At 51.0% G+C, this 21,937-nt stretch carries 20 protein-coding genes; 13 read left to right on the top strand and 7 right to left on the bottom strand.

What is annotated here, in order from left to right:
* Positions 1–6: 6 nt before the first annotated feature.
* From G3M78_13085 to G3M78_13095, 3 genes are all read left to right on the top strand, one after another.
* The gene (locus G3M78_13085) at positions 7–1,689 is read left to right on the top strand and encodes a DUF4080 domain-containing protein (GenBank protein ID QPJ66276.1); all 1,683 of its coding nucleotides are present in this window, start codon (positions 7–9) and stop codon (positions 1,687–1,689) included.
* A gap of 83 nt (positions 1,690–1,772) precedes the next feature.
* Complete coding sequence (ilvD, locus tag G3M78_13090; GenBank protein ID QPJ66277.1) at positions 1,773–3,464, top strand: dihydroxy-acid dehydratase; 1,692 nt, start codon at positions 1,773–1,775, stop codon at positions 3,462–3,464.
* Positions 3,465–3,524: 60 nt separating this feature from the next.
* Entirely contained in the window at positions 3,525–4,475 is a 951-nt protein-coding gene (locus G3M78_13095; protein QPJ66278.1) for a hypothetical protein, read from the top strand.
* Positions 4,476–4,484: 9 nt separating this feature from the next.
* Here the strand turns inward: G3M78_13095 and G3M78_13100 are convergent, their stop codons facing one another.
* Both G3M78_13100 and G3M78_13105 read right to left on the bottom strand, forming a co-directional pair.
* Positions 4,485–5,270, bottom strand: coding sequence for a hypothetical protein (locus tag G3M78_13100; GenBank protein QPJ66279.1), 786 nt, complete (start codon positions 5,268–5,270; stop codon positions 4,485–4,487).
* Positions 5,254–6,573 (bottom strand): insulinase family protein, encoded by a 1,320-nt coding sequence (locus G3M78_13105; protein QPJ66280.1) that lies wholly within the window; start codon positions 6,571–6,573, stop codon positions 5,254–5,256. The genes G3M78_13100 and G3M78_13105 overlap by 17 nt, the downstream gene beginning before the upstream one ends.
* 173 nt (positions 6,574–6,746) lie before the next feature.
* On the opposite strand from G3M78_13105, the gene G3M78_13110 reads away from it, so the two are divergent.
* Complete coding sequence (locus tag G3M78_13110; protein QPJ66281.1) at positions 6,747–7,373, top strand: hypothetical protein; 627 nt, start codon at positions 6,747–6,749, stop codon at positions 7,371–7,373.
* Between the two features lie 11 nt (positions 7,374–7,384).
* On the opposite strand, the gene dnaE is transcribed toward G3M78_13110, so the two are convergent.
* Both dnaE and ald read right to left on the bottom strand, forming a co-directional pair.
* Entirely contained in the window at positions 7,385–10,840 is a 3,456-nt protein-coding gene (gene dnaE, locus G3M78_13115) for a DNA polymerase III subunit alpha (protein QPJ66282.1), read from the bottom strand.
* 123 nt (positions 10,841–10,963) lie between these two features.
* On the bottom strand, positions 10,964–12,079 hold the full coding sequence (gene ald / locus G3M78_13120) for an alanine dehydrogenase (protein QPJ66283.1): 1,116 nt from the start codon (positions 12,077–12,079) through the stop codon (positions 10,964–10,966).
* A 176-nt stretch (positions 12,080–12,255) separates the two neighbouring features.
* Here ald and G3M78_13125 point away from each other — a divergent pair, with 176 nt between their 5' ends.
* Complete coding sequence (locus tag G3M78_13125; protein ID QPJ66284.1) at positions 12,256–13,068, top strand: hypothetical protein; 813 nt, start codon at positions 12,256–12,258, stop codon at positions 13,066–13,068.
* A 188-nt stretch (positions 13,069–13,256) separates the two neighbouring features.
* On the opposite strand, the gene G3M78_13130 is transcribed toward G3M78_13125, so the two are convergent.
* Positions 13,257–14,036 carry an arginyltransferase gene (locus G3M78_13130; GenBank protein QPJ66285.1) on the bottom strand — a complete coding sequence of 260 codons (780 nt, stop codon included), beginning with the start codon at positions 14,034–14,036 and terminating at the stop codon, positions 13,257–13,259.
* A gap of 223 nt (positions 14,037–14,259) precedes the next feature.
* Between G3M78_13130 and G3M78_13135 the strand changes: the two genes are divergently transcribed.
* From G3M78_13135 to G3M78_13160, 6 genes are all read left to right on the top strand, one after another.
* Positions 14,260–14,937, top strand: coding sequence for a glycosyltransferase (locus tag G3M78_13135; GenBank protein QPJ66286.1), 678 nt, complete (start codon positions 14,260–14,262; stop codon positions 14,935–14,937).
* Positions 14,938–15,027: 90 nt separating this feature from the next.
* Positions 15,028–15,492 (top strand): hypothetical protein, encoded by a 465-nt coding sequence (locus G3M78_13140; GenBank protein ID QPJ66287.1) that lies wholly within the window; start codon positions 15,028–15,030, stop codon positions 15,490–15,492.
* Between the two features lie 8 nt (positions 15,493–15,500).
* The gene (locus G3M78_13145; GenBank protein ID QPJ66288.1) at positions 15,501–16,064 is read left to right on the top strand and encodes a redoxin domain-containing protein; all 564 of its coding nucleotides are present in this window, start codon (positions 15,501–15,503) and stop codon (positions 16,062–16,064) included.
* Positions 16,065–16,068: 4 nt separating this feature from the next.
* A complete protein-coding gene (locus G3M78_13150; GenBank protein ID QPJ66289.1) occupies positions 16,069–16,488 on the top strand; it encodes a hypothetical protein in 420 nt (139 codons plus the stop codon).
* A gap of 16 nt (positions 16,489–16,504) precedes the next feature.
* Positions 16,505–17,521, top strand: a complete 1,017-nt coding sequence (locus tag G3M78_13155; GenBank protein ID QPJ66290.1) for a cytochrome bc complex cytochrome b subunit — start codon at positions 16,505–16,507, stop codon at positions 17,519–17,521.
* A 2-nt stretch (positions 17,522–17,523) separates the two neighbouring features.
* On the top strand, positions 17,524–17,778 hold the full coding sequence (locus G3M78_13160; protein QPJ66291.1) for a glutaredoxin family protein: 255 nt from the start codon (positions 17,524–17,526) through the stop codon (positions 17,776–17,778).
* On the opposite strand, the gene G3M78_13165 is transcribed toward G3M78_13160, so the two are convergent.
* Positions 17,765–18,199 (bottom strand): cyclic nucleotide-binding domain-containing protein, encoded by a 435-nt coding sequence (locus G3M78_13165; protein QPJ66292.1) that lies wholly within the window; start codon positions 18,197–18,199, stop codon positions 17,765–17,767. The genes G3M78_13160 and G3M78_13165 overlap by 14 nt on opposite strands.
* 86 nt (positions 18,200–18,285) lie before the next feature.
* On the opposite strand from G3M78_13165, the gene G3M78_13170 reads away from it, so the two are divergent.
* Positions 18,286–18,594, top strand: a complete 309-nt coding sequence (locus G3M78_13170; GenBank protein ID QPJ66293.1) for a 4a-hydroxytetrahydrobiopterin dehydratase — start codon at positions 18,286–18,288, stop codon at positions 18,592–18,594.
* A gap of 8 nt (positions 18,595–18,602) precedes the next feature.
* Here the strand turns inward: G3M78_13170 and lysA are convergent, their stop codons facing one another.
* On the bottom strand, positions 18,603–19,844 hold the full coding sequence (gene lysA, locus G3M78_13175) for a diaminopimelate decarboxylase (GenBank protein QPJ66294.1): 1,242 nt from the start codon (positions 19,842–19,844) through the stop codon (positions 18,603–18,605).
* Positions 19,845–20,003: 159 nt separating this feature from the next.
* On the opposite strand from lysA, the gene speA reads away from it, so the two are divergent.
* On the top strand, positions 20,004–21,935 hold the full coding sequence (speA, locus tag G3M78_13180) for a biosynthetic arginine decarboxylase (GenBank protein ID QPJ66295.1): 1,932 nt from the start codon (positions 20,004–20,006) through the stop codon (positions 21,933–21,935).
* Positions 21,936–21,937 lie beyond the last annotated feature (2 nt).

Here is a 21,937-nt window from a genome sequence, read left to right on the forward strand (position 1 = left end):
GATTTCATGAGCGCTCAATCCACAATCTCAAACACGCCAGAGACCGCGCAATCGCTTTCCATCGGCCTGGTCACGCTGAACGCAAAATTCGTTCACAGTTCATTGAGTCTGCGTAATCTGCGCAACGCGGCGCGACGCGCAGGCTATGAAAATGTATGGCTCCTGGAATTCTCTATCGGTCAACCTGTATGGAAACAGGCCGCAGAAATCCTTGCCCGGTCTCCGAGCATTCTGGGTTTCGGTATTTACATCTGGAACCGCGCGCAAACGTTCGAGCTGATCGAACGAATTCACAAACAGGCGCCTCATATTGCCATCGCCATTGGCGGCCCCGAAGTTTCTTTCGATGCGGAAAGCCAGGCGCCCTGCACCCTGCTCGCAGGAGAAGGCGAAGACAAGTGGGTGGAATTTCTCAACCACTCAGCCCTGGGCCTCACGCCTTCATCCGCAACCCTGCAGGAATGGAAAACTTACGGCAACAGTCTGCCCGACCTGCTCCCGCCCTATGGCGAAGAAGATTTGCCGAATTTAAAAAACCGGATCGTGTACCTCGAAACGTCGAGAGGTTGCCCCTATCTCTGCTCGTTCTGTTTGTCCGCGCTGGATAAAACCGTTCGCTATTTTGAAGACGCCGACACCGAAAAACAAATCGAGCTTCTCATTCAGGGCGGCGTCAAGCAGATCAAATTTGTCGATCGCACCTTCAACCTGAAACCCAAAAGGATGAAGGAATTGATGTCATGGCTGACGCAGTTTGAAGACTGCTCGTTTCACTTCGAAGTCGTCGGGGATATTTTGTCCGCTGAACTGAATGAATTTTTCAAGACCGTGCCCGAGGGAATGTTCCAGTTTGAGATCGGAATTCAGACCACCAACGAAGAAGTCCAGAACGCCATCCAAAGAAAACAGAACGCGCAAAAGCTCCTGAAAAATTTAAAGAACCTGATTGAGCTGGACACGATACACCTGCACTGCGACCTGATCTTTGGCCTGCCCGGAGAAAATTTGCAGGACATTCTGCAATCCTTCGAAGAGATCGTTTCGCTCAAACCGCATGAACTCCAACTGGGGTTCCTGAAATTTCTGCCCGGCTCTCCCATCTGCAAGGACATCGAACCGCACGGTTATCAATATCAGTCCACGCCGCCTTATGAATTGATCTGCCACAATCAGCTTTCAGCCGAGGAAGTTGTTTATCTGAAAAAATTCGAGGAAGCCTTTGACCTTTTCTATAACACCAAACGCTTCTATTTTTCTTTTCAGCGTCAGATGGAACGACTCAAGGCAAGCGAGATTATCAATCGGCTGATCGAGGTCATGGAATCGCGAAACCTGTTTTTCTCCGCGCTGTCTCTCGACGCCCAGTACCGGATTTTTCACGACGCATTTGAGATACACGCCAGTCCGCTGGAATTCGACCTCCTGCGTCTGGATTATCTCTATGCGCAACGCGTCTACCGACTCCCTGAATTTTTACGCCTGCCATTTCTCGGAACCGGAAAGGAAAAATTGAAAGCCTGGTCCGGCGACGGCAAAACGCCGCTCATGCCCTTTCGTCACAACATCAAAATTGAACGCGGCGTCGTTCAAACCACCCCCTCCGACGCCTACCAATACTACGCCATCGAGCATGTAACGGGGGAACGCGGCTACCATCGCAAACCCCGGCTTCGCCAGGAAACGCCTTAAAAAAATTTTTGTTATCCGCAGGTAAAAAGATATACTTGTGGAATTAATCCAAATTCACCATTTTTGCGCCACAGGAGTTAATTTTGAGCGACACAACGCCCCCCATTTTGAATCGTAAAAGCCGAGTCGTCACCCAGGGTGACAAACGCGCGCCCAACCGCGCCATGCTACGCGCCGTGGGCTTTCAGGACGGAGACTTCAACAAACCCATCGTCGGCATCGCCAACGGACAGAGCGACATCACGCCCTGTAACGCCGGCCTTGGTAAACTTGCCGATGTCGCCGCGGCGGAAATCCGCAAATCCGGCGGCATGCCCCAAACCTTTGGCACGATCACCGTCAGCGACGGTATTTCTATGGGAACCGAGGGAATGAAATGCTCCCTCGTCAGCCGGGAAGTGATCGCGGACTCCATCGAAACGGCCTGTCGCGGCGCCAATATGGACGCCGTCATCTGCATCGGCGGCTGTGATAAAAACATGCCCGGCGCGATGATCGCCATGGCGCGTATGGACATTCCCGGTATTTTCGTTTACGGAGGCACTATCAAACCCGGAAAGCTCGGCGAACGCGACCTGACCGTGGTGAGCGTTTTCGAGGCAGTGGGACAACAAAGCTCCGGCACGATCAACAACGATTATCTGGCCGAAATTGAAAAGAACGCCTGCCCCGGATTCGGTTCCTGCGGCGGCATGTACACGGCGAACACCATGTCCTCCGCTTTCGAGGCGATGGGAATGAGCCTTCCTTACAGCTCCACCATGGCCAACGAGGACAAGGAAAAAGAACTCAACACAGGGGAATGCGCGCGCGCCCTGCTGAAACTTGTCGAGAAAAATATTGTCCCGCGCGATATTCTGACACGAAAGGCTTTTGAGAACGCCATCACCGTCATCATGGCGCTGGGCGGCTCGACCAACGCGGTTTTACATTTGCTGGCCATCGCGCACACCGTCAACGTCGACCTCACGATCGACGATTTTGAAACGATTCGTCAGCGTTCGCCGCGATTCTGCGATCTGCGCCCTTCCGGCAAATACGTTGCGGTCGATCTGCACCGCGTCGGAGGCGTCCCGCAAGTCATGAAAATGCTCTTGAACAAAGGCCTCCTGCATGGCGACTGCATGACCGTCACCGGCAAGACCATCGCGGAAAATCTGGCGGACATTCCCGACATGCCGTCCAGCGATCAGGACGTTATTCTACCGATTGAAAAACCGCTTTCACCTGAAGGCCATCTGGCGATCCTGAAAGGCAACCTCAGCCCCGAAGGCTCTGTCGCCAAAACCAGCGGCGTGAAAGTCAAACGCCTTGAAGGCCCGGCGCGCATCTTCGAATCGGAAGAAGAATGTCTCGATGCGATCATCAGCGATAAAATCAAGGCCGGAGACATCGTCGTCATTCGCTATGAAGGTCCCAAAGGCGGTCCGGGCATGCGAGAGATGCTGGCGCCCACCGCCGCAATCGTGGGCAAGGGACTCGACGACAAGGTCGGACTCATCACCGACGGCAGATTCTCCGGCGGCACGCATGGGCTGGTCGTCGGCCACGTCGCGCCGGAAGCGCAGGTCGGCGGAACCATCGGCTTGCTCCAGGAAGGCGACCCCATCGTCATCGATATTGAACACCGCATTCTCGAAGTCAAACTGGATGACGCGACTCTCGAAGCGCGGCGAAAACAATGGTCGGCTCCAGCGCTGAAGTATACCCGAGGCGTTTTGTCGAAATTCGCCAAACTGGTATCCTCCGCATCCCGCGGGGCTGTAACCGACTAGTGAGACTTTTCGAACGTCCCCCTGCATATCGCAGGGGGACGTTCTCTTCAAGCGTTTTCTATGACTGTGGAATCAATCAAGGTAAATCGAAAGATACTGGACCGGGAGGGGCGATTAAACCTCTACTACCTGCACAAACTGTACGGGCACATCGCGCAGACCGTTTCCAGACGATTGTTCGAGGAACATTTCATAGACATTCCCATGACGGCGGGCATGTGGGGCGGTTCGTACATGGTCGCCAACGACGAAGGAATCGCCCGTTCCAACGTGACTCGTCTTTACAGCATCGTCAATGTTCCACAAAATTCCCGCCTCGATGATCCCAAGAACTTTGAATTGTTGATGATCACCTATCATCAGGTTCTTAAGGAAACGCTGGACGCTTACGGATTCAATTTCGTCGACCCGCAGTGGGGAGAAAAGATTCCCTACACCAACAATCTAAAACCGACAACCTCTCTGCAAATGTGGGATCAGAGCAAGCGTGTGCACTATTTGCGAGTGTTTTTTGTCTGGAACATCACGTCCTGGGAAGAGTCGATCATTTACGACGCTGTGCGAAAAATCAAGGTTGTGAAAGAAGTTCTCGACCTGAACCGTCCGCCAATGATCAAGGACATGGCAGAAACAAAATTCCTATTGCAGGACACTCTGATTCTTTACTACACCCTTTATGGGGCCTTGACCGAAGATTTCAAGGAACATGCGGACGCCATCATGCAACCCTTGCTCAAGGAATTTCTGGGGGGGATACGTAGCGCCGAAGTGGCGGAAGAATGGTTCCTGAAAATCTATTCCAACGCCATTGTCTATGGCTTTGAAGAAGCCCTCGAAGGCGCCTATCAGAAATATGGTCTGGAGATTAAGAAAGTCGAAGAGTGGCCGGTTGATAAAATCAACTGGGTGCCGCCAGAGCTTAAAGAAAAACTTGTCCCGCAATTTCAGAAGCTGTTTCTGAAATTCCAAACCAATCTGGAAAAAAAATACCTCGACGAAAACGCAGACTGACCCGCCGTTTCAGACAAATTTAAGCAACAACCAGCCGACCAGACCTTTTTGTCCATTGCGCTCGCGATTGGCTCCGTTCCAGACCGCGACGGCCATGAGACTTGAACCCGTGAGCTGAACGTCGTTATCGTCGCCGGTGTCCATGCGTCGTTTGAAAACGATCCGCCATTTTCCATCGTTCCAGAAACTGCCGCCCTGAACGTTTTGCTCATCCTGCTCGGTTAAGGTGCTGTAACCTTCCGCATTCAAATCTTCAACGACAATCGGGAATTCGCTTTTGGATTTGACATGTCCGGCGCGCTCACTGCGAACGCTTTCGGGAGATTGCGGGTCCTTCCATTGCCAGATGTTCACCATTTTTCCCGGCTCCCCCATCGTGATGGCGGGAAACTCGCCCTGAAGAGAAAGCGGAAACATCAACGCCGCCATATCTATGTACAACGAAGAAATGCCAAAAGTCCGGTCGCGCGTGGGGTCGTCCCATTCCAGACAAATAGCGATGTCTTCCCCATCCCTTGCCGCGGCGATGCGCACATTCTTGATCGACGGATCCGGCCATTTGGGGTTGGTGATCATCTGCGGGCCTAACTCCACCAGCGTGAAACGCGAATCCGTAGTCCAGAAAGTATCGGAAGGGTCGAGAGGAAGCGCGCTTGCGCTTTTTGGCACTTCGATCACGGGTCCGCAGGTTTGTTCTTCAAGACAACTTTCCACATTACCGCCGCAACCCGCGAGGGTAAAAACAACAAGCAGTCCGGCAAACAGCTTTCGACTTTCGCTAATAATCGTAAACAATCCGTTCAATTTCTTTTTTGATTTCATCGTTAAAAGGGCCGACAACAATAACATTTAGCTTTTCCTGAATCAAAATTTTTCCAGCCACATTCCAGATGTCTTCGGTTGTGATTTCATTGACGCGATCCCATTCTTCTTCCGGCCCCAGGTCCTGCGAATACAGTTTGGAGAAACCGTAACGCAGGTTTTGTTTATAAGGATCATCCAGATCAAAATCCAGTTCATAAAAATAACGTTGCTTGACGTGGTTCAACTCCTCCTGCGAAGGGCCTTCCTTGATGAAGGTTTTGATCTCGCGAAACAACACGCGCGCCACTTCCAGAATTTTTTCCTTGCTCACCATGACGTCAAAATCCAGCGTGCCCGTGTCCGAGGAACTGGTCGCCCGACACTCCACAGAGTAAACAAGGCCGCGATCTTCACGAAGAGCCTGTTGCAATCGAGAGGTCACGCCATCGTCAAAAATTCGTTGAAGCAGACACACTTGAAAATATTCCGGGTCGTTGTAGGAAACCGCTCGAAAGCATATCTGCAACTGTACCTGACTGTCACTGTCGAACTGGAAACGGAATGCCGGCCTGTTTTGCTTCTCTTCCAGCGTGCCAACGAAGACGTCTCTCGGCACGCGCTTGCCGCGTTTGGGGATCCTGAGAAAATGTTTTTCCGCCATCGCCTCCACAGGAGTGTGCGTCACCGGCCCGGCAACGGCCAAAATCATATTCTCAGGTGAATAGAAAATTTTAAAATAATCTTCCAGCATTTTCTTGTCGATTGCGGTGATCGTCTTTTCTTTACCTATGGTCGGCCAGGACAGCGGCGTTCCTGGATACAGCAATTCGCAGGCCTGATTGTCGATGTCGACGTTGACGCCGTCTTCGTTGAGTTCTTCGAGATACTCTTCCAGAATGATCTGCCGTTCCAGTTCGATATTAGGAAAAGTTGGCTCTGCAAAAAAATGTGAGAAAATCTCCATGCCGCGTTCCAACTGGGTCAGGTGCGGATTGAAGCCATAATAAGTATATTCCGTGAGAGTCGATGCGCGCAATTCGCGACCGATCATTTCAAACTCGCGGTTCAATGAAACCGAGTCGGGAAATTCTTTATTACCTCGAAACAACATATGCTCGAGAAAATGCGAAACGCCGTTGTTGCGTTCGTTTTCAAACCTCAATCCGGCGCGCACGAACATGGCCACTTCCAGAATGTGAACGTGCGGCATTTCCACGGTAACAATCGTCAATCCATTCGACAGGACTTTATGATACGGGCGAATGGAGGAATTAACTTGATATTTTGAATTCATAAAAACGTAAGGACCGCCAAAAAATGGGTTGGATAAAATGCTAAGATTCGAGAGCGCGACCGCCCTCGACAAACTCGTCAATAAAAACAGGTGAAATTTAGTTTACCATTTTATCATTCAATTTGATAAAACAACCCGAATCAAATCACACTTTAATACTCAGGAAATTCGTTATGGAGCAACCACAGTGGGCAATCAAGGATTATGAAACCGGGCACGATGCGCTGATCGACCTCGAAGACCCGGAAACGCCATCCCTGTACGCCGTCCGCCCGGATCTGACTCTGGTCCTTGCCGAAGGGCTTCCCGTCTTTGGCTTTCACTGGATTGGCGCAGTGATGATAGCGCCGGCTCTGGTTTTCATGTTGATTCTCATCCTGCTCCCGGTATTCGTTCTCACCGGATCGGATGTGACATGGATCATGGCCATCGTCACCCTTGTCGTTTCTTCAAGTTTCCTCTGGGGATTCACCTTTGCCCTGCAACTCATGGTCCAGAATCGAGACATATTCCCCCGCCGTTATTTCACGACGCTTGGAAATGAGGGACTCGCCCTGCATTTTTCAAGAATCCATCTTCCCGGTCAAAACCCCAAAGCATGGATGGAATGGGCTTCCGTCCAGTCCGTTGAACTGAGCAGACGTTTTTTCCTGCCCGGCATCCTCGTCGCCAAACCCTTCATCCCCTATATCGACTTGAAAGGGAGCGGGGACCGGCGCTTGTCCATTCCCCTGTCCCCCAACGAAAACGATATCCAGTCCCTTGTGGAACGCATCCGGCGCCAGGCGAAACTGATCTGAAAGAGAGGCGCTCACTCAAAATGAATGGAGTGTTCGCCTAGAATTTCTTCGATTTCCTGAACGATTTCATCCGATGCGCGCGCTTTCAGATGCGGGCCAACCGTCACCGTCCGTTGCTTGTTGTCTGGGAAGATAAAATGGATTTCCACTTCATTGTTGCCCCGATTTTTTTCAAGCGCATCGCGAACAGACAGCATCATCGCCCTTTCCAGTCCGGGAGTTCGAATATGAATATGAATCGTTCCCTTCCAGTTCTGTTTCACATCATCCAGAGAACAAATCTGCTCAACGATCAGCTTCGGCGTGTTGCCCTCCGCATCGACTTTGCCGCGAATCCAGACCGGCGCATCTTCAGCCAGCAATTGTTCAACGGAGACATATAAGTCAGGCCAGATGATCGCCTCGACCGAACCTTGTAAATCTTCCAGAAGAACGATAGCCATTTTATCGCCCTTCTTTGTGTTCTTGACGGTCACTTTTGCGGGCAGTCCGATCATGTGAACGGTCTGTCCCTTGTGGTCGCTGATCGTGGCGGATGCGGCGTCTGAAAACCAGTGGATTTCCTTTTCATACTTATTCAAAGGATGACCGGAAATATAAAAACCGATCGTCTCCTTTTCGTAACGCAAACGATCTTCATCGCTCAGGCGTTCCTCGTTATCCGGCTCATCGGGAGCCGACGCTTCGTCTTCAAATGCGTCGAACATATTACTTTGCCCCATCAAGCGATCCCTCTGCTTTGCCTGGGCCATCTCCATCGCTTCGGGAAGATGTTTGATCATGTACGCGCGGCTTTGCCCGAGTGAATCGCAGGCTCCGCTTTTGATCAGACTTTCGATCACCCGCTTGTTCGCGGCGCGCAAATCGATCTGCTCGCAGAAATCCTTCAGGGAAGAAAAACGCTCCGCCGTCTTGCGAACCCCTATGATGGATTCAATCGCCGCCGAGCCGACGTTTTTAATAGCGCCCAAACCAAATAATAATTTCCCGTTCGCAATGGAAAAACTCCAGGAACTCTCGTTGATGTCGGGCGGCCGCACTTCGATTTTCATTTCCCGGCAATCGTTGATATAGCGAATCACCTTGTCGGTGTTGTCCATATCGCTGGTGATGAGGGCGCCGAAAAACTGCAGGGGGTAATGCGCTTTCAGGTAAGCGGTCTGGTAGGAAACCAGCGCATAAGCGGCGCTATGGGATTTGTTAAATCCGTAGCCCGCGAACTTTTCCATCAGGTCAAAAATTTTCTTCGCCTTGTCTTCTGGGATCGATTTGGAATGCGAGCCTTCGAGAAAACGTTGCCGCTGAGCCGCCATTTCCTCCGCCTTCTTCTTACCCATCGCGCGTCGCAGTAAATCCGCCTCGCCCAGACTGTAGCCGGACAACACGCTGGCGATTTTCATGACCTGCTCCTGATACAGAATGACGCCGTGCGTTTCTTTCAAAATGCCTTCGAGTTGCGGCAATTCGTATTGCGCCGCCATCACCCCATGTTTGCGTTTCACATAATCGTCCACCATGCCGCTTTCCAGCGGACCGGGACGATACAGGGCAAGCAGGGCGATGATGTCTTCAAAAGAGTCCGGCTTCATCTTCTTCAAGAGATCGCGCATACCGCCGCTTTCCAGTTGAAAGACGCCAAGGGTGCGGGCTGAACACAACAGTTCGTAAGTTTTTTTATCGTCCGTGGGAATCAGGCTGATGTCGATATCGTCGGAGGTCGACTCCCGGATGAGGCGCAGGGCATTGTCGATCACCGTCAAGGTGCGCAGGCCGAGGAAGTCCATCTTGAGCAGGCCCAGTTTCTCCACATTGCCCATGGAGAACTGGGTCACGACTTCATCATTACTGCCTTTATAGAGCGGGAGAAATTGTGTCAGCGGTTTGGAAGAGATCACCACGCCCGCGGCATGGGTCGAACAATGGCGAGGAAGGCCTTCAAGATTTTGAGCGATTTCAAGAAGTTCCTCTACATGTTCGCTTTCCTTGCGCAGTTCCCCAAACTTGTTCTCTTCCTTAAACGCCGCGTCCAGGGTGATGTTGAGCCGATCCGGCACCAGCTTGGCGATCCGGTCGACTTCGCCATAGGGCATATCCAGCACACGGCCCACATCGCGCAATACGCCTTTGGCGTTCATGCTTCCAAAGGTGATGATCTGCGTGACGTTCTGCGAACCGCCGTATTTCTCCGTAACGTACTGAATAACCTCTTCGCGCCCGTCCATACAAAAATCGATGTCGATATCCGGCATGCTGACCCGCTCCGGGTTCAAGAACCGCTCAAACATCAAGCCGTAAGGCAGAGGGTCCAGATCGGTGATGGTCAACGCGTAAGCCACCAGACTGCCCGCCGCAGAACCGCGCCCCGGCCCCACAGGAATTTTTCGTTCGCGCGCGTGGCGTATGAAATCCCAGACGATGAGAAAGTATCCCGGATAGCCCATGCGCTTGATGATGCCCAGTTCTTCTTCAAGTCGCTCTTTATAGCGTTCTTCATCAGGCTCCTGACCACAGCGCCGCATCACTTCCAGTCGATCTTCCAGCCCTTTCCGCGTCATTTCCTCCAGATAGCCTTCCAGCGTATAGGTCTCGGGGATCGGGTAGTCCGGTAAATTGATCTGGTCAAAATCCAGATGCAAATTGCAACGCTCGGCGATTTTCACCGTATTTTCTATCGCGTCGGGGACGTGTTTGAAAATCGCCGCCATCTCTTCGGTGGACTTGAAATACATCTCTTCGGTGTCGTAGCGCATTCGGTAGGGATCGCTGATCGTTTTCCCCGTCTGCAAACACAGAAGGATCTGGTGCGCCCGAAAGTCTTTTCTGTCGAGGTAATGGCAATTGTTCGTCGCCACAACGGGAATGGAGAGCTTGTCGCCAATCTGAACCAATTCCTTATTGATCCGTTCCTGATGTTCGAGTTTGTGATACTGCAATTCCAGAAAGAAATTATTTTCGCCCATGATATCCCGGTATTGCGACGCCACCTTGATCGCGCGCGGGATATTTTCCTTGTACACGTTATGCGCCACCTCGCCGCGACCGCAGGAGCTGAGGGCGATCAGGCCTTCGGAGTATTCGGCAAGCATTTCTTTGTCGATTCGGGGCTTGTAATAGAAACCTTCCAGATAGCCCGCTGTGACCAGTTTCAGCAGATTTTTGTAACCCTGATCCGTTTCAGCCAGCAATATCAGGTGATACGATGCGTCCCGAAGATCGTGCTTTGAACTTTTTTCGAGACGACTTTCCGGCGCCACATAGACTTCGCAACCAATGATCGGTTTCACGCCGTGCTTTTTCCCCGCATTGTAAAACTCCACCGCGCCGAACAAATTCCCGTGATCCGTCATGGCGACGGCGGGCATGTTGTACTCCGCCGCTCGTTTGAACAGGGCATCGTGTCTTAGGGAAGAATCGAGAAGACTGTAAGAGGTGTGGAGATGAAGGTGGACGAAATTTGTAAGGGGCATATTGAAATGAAAGCGGTCGTCAAAAAATAAAAAAGATGCCTGCGACTCTATCAGGAATTTTTACATTTTCCAAACCCCATCCAGAGGCTCTCCCAAACGTCGCATTTCGAGCCGAAAAGGGATTCAGGATTGCAGAGCTTCATCCGGCGATAACACGGGGTATCCCAACGCTTCTGCGACTGCGGGATGCGTGACCTTACCGCGATACAGGTTCAAACCCGCCTTCAATGCAGGGTCCTCGCTCAATGCTCGCTTGAATCCCTTATTCGCAAGCGCCAGGGCAAAAGGGAAGGTTGCATTGGTCAGGGCAAAGGTTGCGGTTCGGGCGACTGCGCCAGGCATATTCGTCACGCAATAATGCACAATACCATCGAGTTTGAAAATCGGGTCGCTATGCGTGGTGGGTCGAGAGGTTTCAAAAATTCCGCCCTGGTCAATTCCGACATCGACGATAACCGCCCCCGGACGCATCAAATTCAACATCTTGCGTGTTACGAGTTGAGGCGCCTTGGCGCCGGTGATAAGAACCGCGCCGACCACCAGATCGGCGTTGGACAGAGATTCTTCGAGATTGAAGCGGTTCGACATGAGGGTTTTGAGTCGGGCGCCGTAAATATCGTCAAGATAGCGAAGCCTCTGCAAATTGGTGTCGAGAAGCGTCACGTTCGCGCCCGTGCCGACTGCCATCTTGGCCGCATTGCTACCGACCACGCCGCCGCCAATGATCACAACATTTCCCGGATCGACGCCCGGCACGCCGCCCAGCAAGATGCCGCGACCGCCGTTTTCACGCTCCAGATACTTGGCCCCCTCGTGGATCGACATGCGCCCCGCCACTTCGCTCATGGGGATCAATAGCGGCAGGGAACCGTCGCGCGACTGTACCGTTTCGTATGCAATGCCGATGATTTTTCTCTCCAGCAAGCGTTTTGTCAATTCAGGAGCAGGCGCCAGATGCAGGTAGGTGTATAAAATTTGTCCCTCGCGCAGAAGTTCGTACTCCTCCTCCTGCGGTTCCTTGACCTTGACGATCATATCCGCCTTGGCAAACACGGTGTTTCTATCAGCAATTTCAGCCCCTTCGGCTTCAAAGTCCGCGTCTTCGATGCCGCTTCCCTCGCCGGCGTCAGACTGCACAAGAACCTGATGGCCCTGCCGGATCAGGTCGTGCACACCAGCAGGCGTCAAAGCGACGCGATATTCATGAACTTTTATTTCCTTCGGGACGCCAATAATCATAATCGCTATCCTCTGTCGAAATTTTTCAAGTGCCCCCTCCGGTCGCCTGAAAAGGGGTTAAATACTCAGTTTTCTATTCCATACTAAAGGAAAATACTCTCAATGGGAATTTGATATTTCCACTGAAATCATATAAATTGTTCTGTAAAATCCGGCAACCCTACAAGGCTATCATTTTGAATATCGACCTAAAAACTCAGTGGGAAAAGACGATTCAATCCAGGTTCTATGCATCCGACCTGTCGCTTGATCTCGAGAACAGAATACCTGGCAAGGAAGAATTCAAACTGCTCTTGCAGAGCAAGGAAATTTTCGAATGCGAGCAATTGTTCCTCAGCGACAATCGCCTGAAAGATGAGGATGTGATTCTCCTCTGCGATACTTTCAAAGGCGAAAAACTGAAGTCCCTGTATCTGAATAATAACCAGATTGGCGACAAGGCCGCCGAAGCGCTGGCCAACTCGGAACTGGCGCAGAACCTGAAATGCCTCATGCTTGAAGGCAACCGCATCGGCCCCAACGGAGTCCGGGCGCTTGCAGAATCGCCCAGTTTCCAGCATTTGGAAACCATTTTTCTAGACAGCAATCCGGTCACAGCCGAGGGAGTCAAAAGCCTGTCCACTTCCGACAATCTGCCGCAACTGCGCAATCTGCACCTCGATAGCGCGGATATCGGCGATGAGGGCGCGCAATACATTGCCGCTTCCGAACGTTTTTCCGGTCTGGAAAAGCTCTATCTTTGTTCGAACAAAATCGGAGACGCTGGAGCCATCGCCCTGGCCAATTCGCCTTATTTGAGCAACCTCAAGGCTCTCAGCTTCTGGAGGAATGAAATTCGCGATGAGGGGGGAAAAGCCATCGCCGAGTCGAAAACCTTCGGCAAACTGGAACGCCTGTACATGAGCCTGAACCTGATCGATCGGCCGGTGAGAAAAATCATACGCCAGTCGGAATTGAGCGCGCGATTGAAAACGCTCGTTATGGACTAACGTGAAATATTCAGGTAAAATAGAGCTATTAATAGGATAACTTTTTAGGAATCAGGATCTGATATGAGCTACAAATACGACTACGGAAAACTCTTCAACGTCATCTTCCATGTGGGCGTGGTCTTCAATGTCATGCTGGTTATCTGGGTGTACCTGGTTTTCTTCGACGTTATTTAGCCCGCGCGCGCCTAATAATCTTTCCTTGGCGTCGCCTGAACGAGGAACTCCTTGTTCTCCCATACCAGCTTGCTTTCCGGCAACAAGCGATCCCCCGCCGCGTTGCGCAACGGTCTCCACACATTATCAATATAGACTTCGTTCGGCCTGAAGTTGGCCTTGTACATGAGCGATTTGTTCTGCGCGATGTAATAACCTAAATAATAATAATTGATGCGATGTTGGACGCAATACTCCAACTGTTTCAGAATGCTGAAGGTTCCCAGCCCGATGCTCGGGTCGGGAGCGTCGTAAAAAGTATAAATTGCCGAGAAGGCATTTCGCGTGATATCCGCCAGCGCCACGCCAACCAGCTTGCCGTCAAGAAAATATTCGAACTCCACGCCGAAAGGTGTGCTCGAGTAAAACGACAACCTGAAGTTCTGGGAATCTTCCACATCGTCAACCAGCGAGGTGAACCTCTGCTTGTGGGTCAAATACAGAGCGAATTTTTCATCGCTGAATTTTGGCTTGCCCATGCGAATTTTCACATCGCGGCAGGATTTCAACGATCTTTTCTGACTGCGAGTCGCCTTAAAATCCCCCACCCGCACGCGGATGGGAACGCAAAGGGAACAACCCTGACAACGAGGCCTGAAAAAATAGTCCCCGAAATGCCGGGTTCCATGGGCCAGCAAATAGTCGAACTCTATTTCAGAAATATCTTCGAGAAGGTATTCCTCAAACAGCGACTGGCGGTCCATAAAATACCCGCACTGAAAAGATTTTGAGTCGATAAAATGTGCCAGCATCGGTCTTAAAAAAGAAGCACCGGATCAATCCGGTTTGAAAACAGGTCGGTTATCTATAAATGCATTATAACTATTTTATATCATGAACCCGGATCCGACGAAACAAATTGGATTTATTTTTTGGCTCCGCTCAAATTGCGAAAGCTCTGATTATATGATTTACTTGTCCAGCCCAATGAGCGCAACCCAGCCCGAACAGAGATTTCAGCAACTTGTTTAAGCCATGAACGTATCTATCATCATCCCCGCCTACAACGAAGCTGGGGTATTAGAACAGACGCTGAGCCGCATCCGGCGACTCAATCCCCACGAAATCATTGTCATAGATGGAGGAAGCGACGACGCCACGCGATCCATCGCTGAACGGGAGGGAGCAAAAATTACATCCTCCCCTTCAGGGAGAGCATTACAAATGAATGCGGGCGCCCAAATAGCCGGCGGGGAAATTCTACTCTTCCTGCATGCGGACAGCGCGGTGACTCCTGAAGGATTTCAGAAAATGATCGCGGCGATGAACAACGACTCCGTTCTCGGCGGCGCTTTCAGTCTGCGCATCGACTCTCCCAAATGGGCGCTCCGCCTGATCTCGAAACTGGCGACCCTGAGATCGCGATATTTCCATCTCGTCTACGGCGACCAGGCCATTTTCGTGCGCAAGTCCATTTTCGACCAAATGCAGGGTTTCGCAACGCTTCCCATCTGCGAAGACATTGAATTTTATCTCCGGCTGAGAAAACAAGGCCGAACGATCCTGCTTCAAGAAACCGCCCTCACCTCGGCGCGGCGATGGAATCAGGAAGGCATTTTTTATACGACCGCGCGAAATATTTTGATCGCCGGATTATTCCTGATGGGTTTTTCGCCGCGAATATTGAGCCAATGGTATCTTTCCATCCGCTGAATCGCGTTTCGTATCTTCTTGAATACCGCCGATGCAGATAATATAATGAATGCATACATAAAAAAATGCATTAACCTTATAACGCAACTCATGGCTAAAAAAAAATCAAACAATAAAAAATCGAAAACCGCGCCGGACAAATCCCGCAATCTGTTTTTGAGCGTCATGGCCCTCCTCTTCATTGGAGGCGGCGTCTGGATTTCAATGTCTCCGTCGGAATCGACGCCTGTCGCCCCGGCAACCGGGAAGTTGATTGAAACTCGACCCGTATTGTCACCGGCTCTGTTCACCGGCAAAGTCGCGCGAGCGTATCAAATCGCAAACGAAATTCCCAAAATCATCGACAGCCAGTTTTGCTACTGCTACTGCAAGAAAAACGACGGGCATAAAACCTTGCTGACCTGTTTCACCAATCGCCACGGTTCCAAATGCGATATCTGCATCAACGAAGTTTTATATGCCTACGAACTCTATAAACAGGGGAAAACCCTCGACGAAATTGTCGAACTGGTGGATAAGAAATTTTATCGCCCCTATCAACCTCATAAAATTTGAACGGATCCATGGAAAACGCAATCGAAACACGACCTTCTAAAATATATTTACCCTACGGACTGCTAGTCGCTTCTCTGGTCTGGATATTCGTCACCTTTGTGAACAAGGTGGAGCTGGAACCTTTCAATACGGAATACCCGGCGGAAGCTTTTCTTGCGCCTTCGTTTGAACTGACTTCATTGAAAGGCGGCAAAGTGAATCTTGCGGATTATCGCGGCAAGGTCGTCTTCATCAATTTCTGGGCGACCTGGTGCGGAACCTGTAAGGTTGAAATGCCTTCAATGGAAAAACTCTATCAGCGCTTCAAAGATTTCGATTTTGAAATGCTGACCATCAGCGTGGACAAGGACGTTTCTTTAATAGAACCTTTCCTCAAGGAATACAATCTGACCTTTCCCGTATTACTGGACCCGGGCGAGGAGATCGCCAAAAAACTTTATAAAACCACCGGCGTTCCTGAAACGTTCATTGTCGACAAGAAAGGCATCATTCGCTTCAAAGCGATCGGTCCCGACGACTGGGCCACCGATGAATACATGGAAGCCTTCGCGCAATTGATTAAAGAAACCTGATCCTATGACTTCTCGCTTCCTCAAAGCAGTGATTCTGAGCGCCTGCCTGTGCATGGTCCCGGGGATAGCTCTGGCGCATGGCGGGGAGAAACATGAAGAGCATGCCGAGGAAGCCAGCGTCTCCGGCCCGACGGATTCAATGTATGCAGTGGAAGAAGCCGCTCCAGCGCTGGACGGCGGACTCGGATTGTCCTCGCCCCTATCACGCTCCAACGATTTATTTGCCGACGATCTCCCCAGCATGGCGCCGCATGAGGAACACGGCGACTCGCACACGATGGAACATTCCACTCACACGGAAATTGAACTGGCAAAGCGGGAATGGAACAGTTCATCCAGAAAAGGCTATGGCCTTGCCGTTGGATTGACCTTATTGACGATTGGAGCGTTCGCTTTCCTTTCCATCAAACGCCCTGGGGAATAACTTTGGATTCACTCTCATGACAAATCGAACGGTTGAAACGGTTAAGGAACGTTTGGGCATCGGCGTGCTGGACTACCCGGTACCCGCCCACGCCAACAGCATCGGCTATTCCCTCGGAGGGATGACCGCCACCGCCTTCACCGTTCTCGTTGTCACCGGCATGTTGCTGGCGCAATTTTACGTGCCCGACCCGGAACGCGCCAACCGGAGCATTCATTACCTGATGGATCAAGTGTATCTCGGCTGGTTTCTTCGCGGCATGCACTTCTGGGCGGCGGAAATTCTGAGTGTGACGATGTTCCTGCATCTGGTTCGCGTTTTCATCACCGCCTCTTACAAGAAACCAAGAGAAATCAACTGGCTCATTGGCGTCGGACTGCTCGGCCTGATGGTCGGCCTGCTGTTCACGGGAACCGTGATCAAATGGGATCAGGAGGCCTATGAAGCTCTCGCTCATTTCCTCTGGGTCGCAGAAAAAATGGGGATTTGGGGCCTGCCTCTAACGGAAGCTTTCGCGCAGGGCGTGCCTCTATTGTCGAGAATCTATATGGCGCATATTTCATTACTGCCGATCGTGACCATCATGTTGCTGGGCTTACATCTGTTTTATGTGAAATACCACAAACTGTCCCCGTTGCCGAACGCAGACGTCGCCGAAACCAAAACCATCTCCTTCACGCAACACATGGCCTATTTACAACGCGGCGGTATCGGAATATTTGCTCTGATCTGCCTGCTGGCAACGCTGATTGCGCCGCCGCTTGGAGATCAGCCGTTCATGGGCATGGAAGTCACCAAGCCGCCCTGGCAGTTTGTCTGGATCTATGCGCTGGAAAACGTATGGGTTCCCTTTCTCGTTGTGGCTCCCGCCATCATCGGTCTGGGTCTGGTTTCGGTTCCCTTTGTCGACCGAAGCGAAGAACGTCACTGGAAACGCCGCCCCATCGCGATGGCGATACTGGCGCTTTCCATCATCACCCTTGTCGCCTTGATCATCTGGGGTACCGTCACCACCATGACGCATTCCATGTGACAATGGCCCAAATCGTTCTCGAAATTTTCAGTAAAAAAGACTGTTGTCTGTGCGATGAAATGAAGGAAATCGTGGAGAGCGTCGCGAGGGATTTTTCAGCGGAAATGATTCTCACCGACATAGAAACCAGCGAGGAATTGATGAAGGCCTACGGAGAGAAAATTCCCGTCCTGAAAATCAACGGGGAGGAAGCGTTTTTCTACAAGGCCCCCGAACCACGCCTGTCCCCCTCCACTTTTCCAATCAAGCGTTTCTGATTTCTTCTTCGCGTTGCCGGACAATCGCCTGCAGGCGCGTCTTGAAGAAAGGGTTCTTGTTAACGATGTACTGAAAGCTGGATTTGAACAATACAAAACAGGAAGAAAGCTGTTGAGTCACCAGCGTGGCGTTCCGGTTCGAGTGCGTTAGCAAAGCCATCTCTCCAAACACGTCCCCTCGTTTCAACACGGCAACCTGCTTCTGTTGAAAAAACATTTTCTTGACGGTGACCTTAATCGATCCTTCATAAACAACAAAGAAGAAGTCAGAGGCTTCGCCCTGTTTGATGATGGTCTCGTTTTTTTTAAACTGATAAAATGCCATCTGATCGATGAAATCATTCACTTCATCATCTTCAAGCGTTGAAAATACCTCGATCCCTTTTAGAACGCCCCTCACCCACTCAACGTCATGTTCCATAAATTCATCCCGATCAAAAAGGATTACTATATAATTACATTATAAGGAATTATCCTGAAATCTCACAAAAAATAAAGGCATCTCCAATGGTTGAAAAACACGCGCTCACTCAATCCGAACTGGAAGCAAAATTAAACGAACTTGCCCCCAAATGGAAAATGGGGAAAAACGAGAAAGGACTCAGCCACATTGAACGAGTCCATCACGCCGCCAAATTCATGGAAGGAATCGACTTTGTAACTAAAGTCGCCGAAGCCGCTGAAGCGAACAACCATCACCCGGATATTTTCATCAACTACAAACGCATCACCGTCCGTTACTGGACGCACAGCGCCAGCGGCGTGACCCTTGCCGACGTGCAAATGGCGCAAAAAATCGACCCACTGTTCAACTGAAGAACTGCTCAGCCCGCAATCTCTTCGCGCAAAATATCATCCAGCGTTTGCCGACGTCGAACCAGGCTCCATTGATCGCCATCCACCGCCACCTCGGAAATCAGCGGTTGCGTGTTGTAATTGGAAGACATCGCGTAGCCGTAAGCGCCCGCCCCTCCGACAACGATCCGGTCCCCCGCCTGCGGCATGGGCAATCGACGCGCCACCGGCTCTTCATCCTTTTGCGTCAGCACATCGCCGGATTCGCAGACCGGACCGGCGACGATCAAATCTTTCTCCGGCCCAAGGGATTCGCCATCGAACCAGATCGGGTGATAGGAACCGTAGGCCATGGGTCGCAGTAGATGACAAAAGCCGACATTGGTCAGAACATAGTCCAGACGATTTTTATTCTCATCATAAGTGTGGTTCAAGGAGCGCACCTCGCCCACCAAGTAGCCGCAACCCGCAACGAAACGACGTCCCGGCTCGATCTCGCAATGAATGGAGCGACCGAAATGCTTATCAAGATTCGCCGTTCGCTCTTCAAGAATCGCCTTGTAAGCTGAAATATCCTCCTGCGGCAAATCGGGATTGTACTGATAGGGCAGACCGCCGCCAAAGTTAATCACTTCGACCGCGTCGAACTGTTTCGCGAATTCCACCAGCTTTGCTGTGATGCGTTTCAAATGTTCCATATCGCCGCCGGAACCAATATGCATGTGCACGCCAGAGATCACCAGTCCGTAGGTCTTCGCAAGTTTCTTGACCTCGTCCAGATTCTCATGCCAGATGCCATGCTTGCTGTAGGGGCCGCCGGTGTTGGTTTTTTTCGAATGCCCAGCGCCTTCGCCGGGGTTGATGCGGATAGAAATTTTATTGGAACCCTTGCCCTGTTTCTGAAACGCCTTGCCATACTCTTCAACCATGCCGAGGGAACCGCAGTTGACGTAAACGCCCTGCTCCAGACAATAATCAACATCGTCGGCATTGAAAAACACGTCGCTTGTGAAACATATGTCTTCCACCGCAAAGCCCGCGCGCAAGGCCCTCTGCACTTCGTAGACGCTGACCGCGTCGATCTTCACCCCATTGACCTGCATTTCCTTGAGGACCCGACCGTTGGAGCAAGCCTTCATGGCATAGCGAACCACTGGCGACAATTGCTTTATTTCATCTATGGAACGTCTCAGGGCGTTCATGTCATAGATATAGACAGGGGTGCCCGTTTCAGCGGTGATATCCCTGATGTTCACATTTCCTATCTTCATATTCATCCCTCAAAGTTGATGGCAAGCGCAGATTTAAATTGAATAGCGGGAACTTTAACATAAAAAAGATTGTTTTCCCCGGGCTTTGTATTATATTTGCAAGCTGATATAATTCAAGACTCTAAACTGAAAACCCATAAAGAATTCAACGGAACGCAAATGTCGAAATGGACGGTAGACGACGCAAAGGAACTTTATAATATCCCGGGTTGGGGAGCGGGCTATTTTGACGTCAACCAGCAGGGCCATGTCGTGGTCCGCCCGGATAAAAGCAGTAAGCATGTCATCGACCTGAAAGCGTTAACGGAAGATATCCAGGCCAAGGGCTATTCGCTTCCCGCGCTCATCCGTTTTTCCGACATTTTAAAATCAAGCATCGCCTCTTTGGTAAACTCGTTCAAACGCTCGATCAAGGAATATGGCTACGAAGGCGAATATCACGGCGTCTACCCCATCAAAGTCAATCAACAGCGCCAGGTCGTCGAAGAGATTGTCAAATTCGGTCGCCCCTTTAATATCGGTCTTGAAGCCGGTTCCAAACCCGAGTTGCACGCCATTCTGGCGATCATGGACAATCCCGAAGCCCTCTTGATCTGCAATGGCTACAAGGATGAACCCTTCATTCGTCTGGCCTTGATGAGTCAGAAGCTCGGCAAAAAAGTTTTTATCGTCGTCGAAAAACTGAACGAATTAGCCCTCATTCTCAGAGTCGCTGAAGAACTCAACATCCGCCCCAACATCGGCCTGCGCATCAAACTCGTGAGCGCGGGTTCCGGCAAATGGGCGTCGTCCACCGGCGAATACTCGAAATTCGGACTCAACTCCATCGAACTGGTGGAAGCGCTCGAGCTGGCCAAGAAAGCAAACGCGCTGGATTGCATTCAATTGATCCATTTTCATCTGGGGAGTCAGATCACCAATATCCGCCGCATCAAAGACAGTCTGAAGGAGATCGGGCGATTTTATTCCGAACTTCGCCGCTGGGGATGCAACGTCAACTACATCGACGTCGGCGGCGGCCTCGGCGTCGATTACGACGGTTCTCGATCCACCTTTTCATCCAGTATGAATTACTCCGTTCAGGAATATGCAAACGACGTGGTCTATCATATTCTGGAAATTTGTCAGGAAGAAAATCTGCCGCATCCGAATATCATTTCCGAATCCGGTCGGGCCATGACCGCTTACCATTCCATGCTGGTCTTCAACGTGCTTGACGTGACTTCTTTCCCGGAATGGGACGATTCGATCAAGGTTCCGGAAAACGCTCCGGATGTGGTGCATGAAATTTACGACGTTCTTCAATCCACCTCGAACCGCAATATCAACGAGTCCTGGCACGACGCGATGCACCTTAAAGATGAAGCTCAGTCGCAGTACCTTCTCGGACTGATCAAGCTTGAAGACCGCGCCCTGCTCGAAAGAATCTTCTGGGGCATTGGCAGAAAAATTGTCAAGCTGGCGGCTCGCCTCAAATACATGCCGGAAGACATCGAATTGCTGGACAAGAATCTACGCGACAAATATTTCTGCAACTTCTCCGTCTTTCAATCCGTTCCCGACTCCTGGGCCATCGACCATATTTTCCCGGTCATCCCCATTCAGCGATTGAACGAACAACCAACGCACAAAGCGACGCTGGAAGACATCACCTGCGACAGCGACGGCACCCTCGATAATTTCATCGGGCAACACAAGGGACCCGACTCCAGCCTCGCCGTTCATAAAATCGAACACGGAGAGTCTTACCAGATCGGTATTTTTTTGATTGGGTCCTATCAGGAAATTCTGGGGGACTTGCACAATTTGTTTGGCGACACCAACACCTTCCACGTTTCCCTGCAAAAAGACGGGTCGTTGAAGTATGAGCAAATCATCGAAGGGGAAAACGTGACGGATGTTCTGGATTATGTGCAGTTTCGCGCCGATGAGTTAGCCGGGCGCGTTGCCGGTTACCTGATCGGTTGCGTGCATAAAGGCTCCATCACGCAAGAAGAAGCCGACGAATATTTGAATCTCTACAAAAGCGGTTTGAACGGATACACCTATCTGGTCAAGCCGATGATTGAGGAAGAGACCGAAACGTCTTAGAG

The organism is Candidatus Nitrohelix vancouverensis, from assembly GCA_015698305.1.
Classification (GTDB): domain Bacteria; phylum Nitrospinota; class Nitrospinia; order Nitrospinales; family VA-1; genus Nitrohelix; species Nitrohelix vancouverensis.